Raw genomic sequence first — 5210 nt, 5'->3', positions numbered from 1 at the left:
CAGTATATATCCCATATGAACCCTCCTCTTTTTCAAGATACCTTCTACTCCCAGACCTCAGTATTTTTCTCAAGAAGTATCGACATTGAAACAGCTTACTTAAATCCTCTACTTTAGACTTGCTCAAAACAGATGGCACCTTGTATCTATACCGCCTTTTTTGAACATATGTGATGTCTTATTCAATATATACCCTTTTTTACATCCTATCCCTCCAAAAATATCCGTGCTCTTTTTAAAAAAAGGTGATTTTGATATGATAGACTTTGACTATAAAACAAAAACTGTGCGTATACACACATCTATATCGATGTAGAACGAGAGCGGCTTCTTGCTTTAACTCCCTCTTATTTACTATTGATTATTCATGTTTTAAAAAGGAGGCCATGTTTTTTGCAACGTGCACTTTATCAAAATCAGATACTTAATCTTGCTATAACGGCTAGAGACCGATTTCAATATTTATATGAAGCTAGTCTCCGAGGAGAAATAACGTGTGCTCACTGCGGAGAACCAGTTAAATTATATCTGGGGATTGAGCATTCTCCTTACTTTTATCATGCTCAAGTTCCCCATGAAAGAGAAGAGTGTTCAGACATACTATCAGAAACAACAGCTGTGCAACAAATAAAAGAAACTCCGGCTGAATACAGAGAAACCAATGGATTTCGTATTCCTAAAGGACGAGCTATTGGCGAGAAAAGTTCAACTGTAAAAGAGAAAGCAACATGGAGGTCTTCCGCACCTTTTTCAAGTGTTCCTGCTTTTCGCTTAAAACCAGCTGTTCCTAAACACTCTGACTCTCCTTATTTAAATGAATTTAAAGAGAGCGGTATTGAATTAGATTCGAACCAATGGAAAGCTGTTACACATTCAGAAGGACCGCTCCTTATTCTAGCTGGTGCAGGCAGCGGAAAAACGCGTGTATTAACAGCTCGCACCGCATATATGATACAAGAAAAACAAATTGATCCAAAATCCATTATGCTGGTGACTTTCACGGCTAAATCAGCTAAAGAAATGAAAGAACGATTGGCTACATACCCAAAGATGTCCGGCTTACATCTTCGTCAAATGCTAGTTGGAACTTTTCACAGCATTTTCTTACGTATGATTGTTCATCATAATCCTCAAGCGTGGCAAATGGACCGCCTGCTAAAATGGGATTGGCAAAAAGAACAGATTGTGAAAGAAGCAGCAAGAGAGCTCCACGTGGATGAAAAAGATTTTCCGTTTGATCAGGCACTTCAGCAAATCGGCTATTGGAAAAACACGCTTGTTGGCGTGAAAGATGTTCGCCCAAAGGACAAATGGGAACAAGATGTGCACTTTTTATATCGTCGTTATGAAGAAGTCAAAAAGCAAAAACAGCTATTCGATTTTGATGACATGCTGTATGGATGTTATGAAATGCTAAAACAAAATCCCGATTTACTAACTCGTTATCAAAAAAGGTTTCGCTATTTTTTAATTGACGAATTTCAAGATATCAATAAAGTTCAATATAAAATTATGAAAATGCTAAGTGAAGACTCTAAAAACTTGTGTGTCGTAGGAGATGATGATCAATCAATTTACGCTTTCCGCGGAAGCGACCCTTCGTTCATTTTAAACTTTGAAAAAGATTTTGCTAATACAACTGTTATTACGTTAAACCAAAATTATCGTTCAGCTCATGCCATCGTTTCTTCTGCGAATAAAGTCATTGCACGAAATACAGCGCGCCGACAAAAAGAAATGGCTGCCCAGTTTGATAATGAGTTGCGACCTACATTCTTCTTTCCATACGACGAAGAAGAAGAAGCAACAATGATTGTAACGGATATGAAAGAAAAAATTAAGCAAGGGGCTTCTCCAACTGAATTCGCGGTCTTGTACCGAACTCACGCTTCTTCACGCGCCATCTTTGAACGTTTATCGCAGTCAAACCTGCCATTTTCAATCGAACAAGATGCGGATTCTTTTTATAAAAGACGAATGGTTCGAAGTTTACTTTCATTTCTACGCTTGAGCGTGAATCCAAATGAAGCAAGTTCGCTACAAGATTTAGTAAACGCACTCTTTTTAAAGAAAACAGCAGTCAATGACTTAAAAGCAGCAAGTATTCTTCATGATGGTACATTTATTGATGCACTTGAATATCTTCAAGATTTAAAACCGTTTCAGCAAAAAAAGCTCAAGAAAGTAATTCCTTTATTCAAGTCGCTAAAATCAATGTCTCCTTCTTTGGCACTTGAGACGATTTCTAAAGATATGGGATTCGATGATTTTGTCAAAAAACGCGGAAATGAAGGAAATATGATGGAAAAAGGTTCGGATGACGTGCGGGATTTAAAAGTTGTAGCACGTAAATTTAAAACCGTACCTGAACTGTTAGAGCATGTGGATCATATGATTGCCATGAACACAGAGATGAAAGCTTTAAGCAAGCAATTTAATGAAAGTATTCAGCTAACCACAATTCATCGAGCAAAGGGTCTTGAATATAAGCATGTATACGTACTGAGCAGCGTAGATGGCGGATTGCCTCATGATTATGCACTCGAAGCTTATCGAGGCGGAGATGATGTGCCGCTTCAAGAAGAACGCCGCCTTTTATATGTAGCCATGACGCGTGCACAGAATTCACTTTACTTATCTGTTCCGCAAACTAGAAGAGGTAAAACCGCTTATCCTTCAAGATTCCTGAAGCCGTTTATAAAAAAAGTGTAAAGGAAAAACAGGCTGGGACAAAAGTAGTTTCATTAAATTGCAACACGAACTATCTATCATAAACGGATAAATAGTTCGTGTTTTTTATAATCGCGGTGAACGCAGGTGCTTCTAGCTGTTGGTTGGAGGACAAGGCGAAGACTCCTGCGGGGACAGATGAGCCCCCGCAGAAAGCAGCAGTGGTCGAGGAAGCAGTCCAGATCATGTATCCAGATTGTTGGTCTTTAAATTGGATTCCTGTAGTTATGTTTCAACCTCTTTATCTTACTTCAAGCTAGCGTCCATAACCGATATTCTCGCCATCTATTATTAACCAAATATTCCACTAAGAGGTAGATATTCATAAGTGGATGCGTTACACTACGTTATGTACTGTACTACTATATTTTAGGGGGCTCCATTATTGAATGCAAAGCTTATTCATGAAAATGAAAAGATTTTTTTCATTCTGTGTATGGTTATCAGCTTATTAACCTATTTCTTTTTAATTATTTCACTCGTTGGTATTATTTATCTTGTAATCGGTTTTTTAATTACATTTATACTCCACGGTTTCTCTATTGCTCAAATTCGCAATAATGGAGTTAGATTGACAGAGAAGCAGTTCCCGCACACTTATCATCAGGCAAAACATTTATCTTCAGAGCTGGATTTAGAGCTGCCCGATATTTATATTGTTCAATCAGGCGGCTTGTTAAACGCGTTTGCTACACGTTTTTTTGGACGTCACTTTGTCGTTTTATACTCCGACATTGTTGAAATGATTGAAGATAATCAAGAAAAAGAACTTTCTTTTATTATTGCCCACGAATTAGTTCATATCAAACGTAAACATACACTCTACCACTCACTTATTCTACCTGCTCTTTGGGTTCCTTTTTTAGGAAAAGCTTACTCTAGGGCCTGTGAATATACGTGTGATCGCATAGCTTCCGTTGCGATTGGGGATGCAAAAGCTGCCACTCAAGTACTCACTATACTTGCGGTTGGTCATTGTCTAAATAAAAAAGTAAATCAAGAGGAATTTGTTCATACGCACTCACAGGAAAAAGGTTTTTTATGTGGTTGACTCAAGCTACTTCAACTCACCCCCCTCTCGCTCATCGTATTAAAGAAATTAATTACTTAGCACAGCATCCGGAACTGTTTGATCTTGATCCTAACGCATTTCAAACAAATGAAATTGCATAAATAGAAAAAAGCCCTGACACGTCAGGGCTTTATATAAAAATATTAAATTATTTTTTCTCATTTAGCATTTTAGCGATGGTCGCAAAATCAATGGATTGATTATTGTTTGCAATCGCCTTAACAATTTGTTCTTCTTTTTGTTTTGAAATTGGCTTATTCGCAATTTGTGCTACTCGCTTCACAATATTACGCACCGTTTGCTCATCTTTAAAATTAGCATTTTGTACAGAATTCGCAAGTTCAAAAATATCCTTCATATTAACGCCTGTTTTCTTTTCTATATTTTTAAACATATTATTATCCATTTTGCATGACCTCCTTTATTTATACTTCATCGTATGCACAATGTGCCTAGATGGTGCCCTTTACATTTAATAAAAAAATAAAGTGCGAGTGAAACTTCACCCGCACTTTTCGGTGCCTTATTCATAGAAGGGATTAATTGTAAAAACAAACACAACCAACAATAATTAATAGAATGAATAATACAACGATTAACGCAAAACCACCGCCGTAGCCACCACCGTAACCACAACCACCGTAGCCAAATCCGCAGCCCATAATATTACACCCCCTCTGTTTTACTCTCTATACTGTATGTTCACTCAAATGATTTTGTATGGGCTTTTCAACTGTGTACATTAAATTTCATTGTCCAAAAGGATCTTCAGCATCTTGCTCATCAAGTCTTTTTACATTTTGCTGCAGTTTCCTCTCTTTCTGTTCCATCTGCTTTTCTGCTTTTTCTACTTCGTTCATTCTCTTTCGATGTTCTCCCATCATATGCTGTTCAAAAAAACGTTCAAATTCATCGAAAAAATCCGGCATCTCTACACCTCTCTCCACCCTATGTAAAAAAGCATTGTCCGAGTGACAATGCTTCTATTACTTATCGCTTTGGTAACTTTGAACCACAGCCGCAACCACCTTGTTTTGGAGAAGGGTACTGGACTGGCTTAGGAATAGACTGCCCTTTCTTCACTGATTGTTTTGTCATTGGTTGTGGATGATAAGGCAGGGGCTGAGGGTATTGATTAGGATTATAATTATAATGATAATACATCATGTTTTGCCTCCTTTTCACAGCATCCTATCTATAACATTATATTCAGGACTAAAGAAAGACGTTCTATCTTATTTGTCCATTTTGCGCTGCATGGACAAAAATAAATCCGTGCTGTTTTTTGACTTTTTCACTCTTGATCTCTCTCCTCCCTTTTGCTCTGTCACTTCACGCAGCCGTTTTTGCAGCTCTTGAATGGTTCCTTGTGCTTCATGATTGTACTGTACAATGGACTGTTCGATTT

General features: G+C 37.6%; 7 protein-coding genes. 3 read left to right on the top strand and 4 right to left on the bottom strand.

Features of this window, described 5'->3' with window-relative positions:
* The first annotated feature begins 393 nt into the window (after window positions 1-393).
* From AC1DRF_RS16205 to AC1DRF_RS16195, 3 genes are all read left to right on the top strand, one after another.
* Complete coding sequence (locus tag AC1DRF_RS16205; protein WP_477741144.1) at window positions 394-2712, top strand: ATP-dependent helicase; 2319 nt, start codon at window positions 394-396, stop codon at window positions 2710-2712.
* A 403-nt stretch (window positions 2713-3115) separates the two neighbouring features.
* Window positions 3116-3781, top strand: a complete 666-nt coding sequence (locus AC1DRF_RS16200) for a M48 family metallopeptidase (RefSeq protein ID WP_477741143.1) — start codon at window positions 3116-3118, stop codon at window positions 3779-3781.
* Window positions 3772-3903 carry a hypothetical protein gene (locus tag AC1DRF_RS16195; RefSeq protein WP_427075723.1) on the top strand — a complete coding sequence of 44 codons (132 nt, stop codon included), beginning with the start codon at window positions 3772-3774 and terminating at the stop codon, window positions 3901-3903. Before AC1DRF_RS16200 ends, AC1DRF_RS16195 begins: the two co-directional genes overlap by 10 nt.
* 47 nt (window positions 3904-3950) lie before the next feature.
* Here the strand turns inward: AC1DRF_RS16195 and spoVIF are convergent, their stop codons facing one another.
* From spoVIF to AC1DRF_RS16175, 4 genes are all read right to left on the bottom strand, one after another.
* Window positions 3951-4208 carry a sporulation-specific transcription regulator SpoVIF gene (spoVIF, locus tag AC1DRF_RS16190; protein ID WP_013055449.1) on the bottom strand — a complete coding sequence of 86 codons (258 nt, stop codon included), beginning with the start codon at window positions 4206-4208 and terminating at the stop codon, window positions 3951-3953.
* Window positions 4209-4341: 133 nt separating this feature from the next.
* Window positions 4342-4464 carry a YjcZ family sporulation protein gene (locus AC1DRF_RS16185; protein ID WP_013055448.1) on the bottom strand — a complete coding sequence of 41 codons (123 nt, stop codon included), beginning with the start codon at window positions 4462-4464 and terminating at the stop codon, window positions 4342-4344.
* A gap of 87 nt (window positions 4465-4551) precedes the next feature.
* Entirely contained in the window at window positions 4552-4731 is a 180-nt protein-coding gene (locus tag AC1DRF_RS16180) for a hypothetical protein (RefSeq protein WP_427075724.1), read from the bottom strand.
* A gap of 61 nt (window positions 4732-4792) precedes the next feature.
* Window positions 4793-4969: a hypothetical protein gene (locus AC1DRF_RS16175; protein WP_164797097.1), complete on the bottom strand. Its 177-nt coding sequence runs from the start codon at window positions 4967-4969 to the stop codon at window positions 4793-4795.
* Window positions 4970-5210 lie beyond the last annotated feature (241 nt).

The sequence above is a fragment of the Priestia sp. P5_B4 genome (assembly GCF_056400385.1).
The sequence above is the reverse complement of the archived record's forward strand: the minus strand, read 5'-3'. Positions and strand labels throughout refer to the sequence as shown.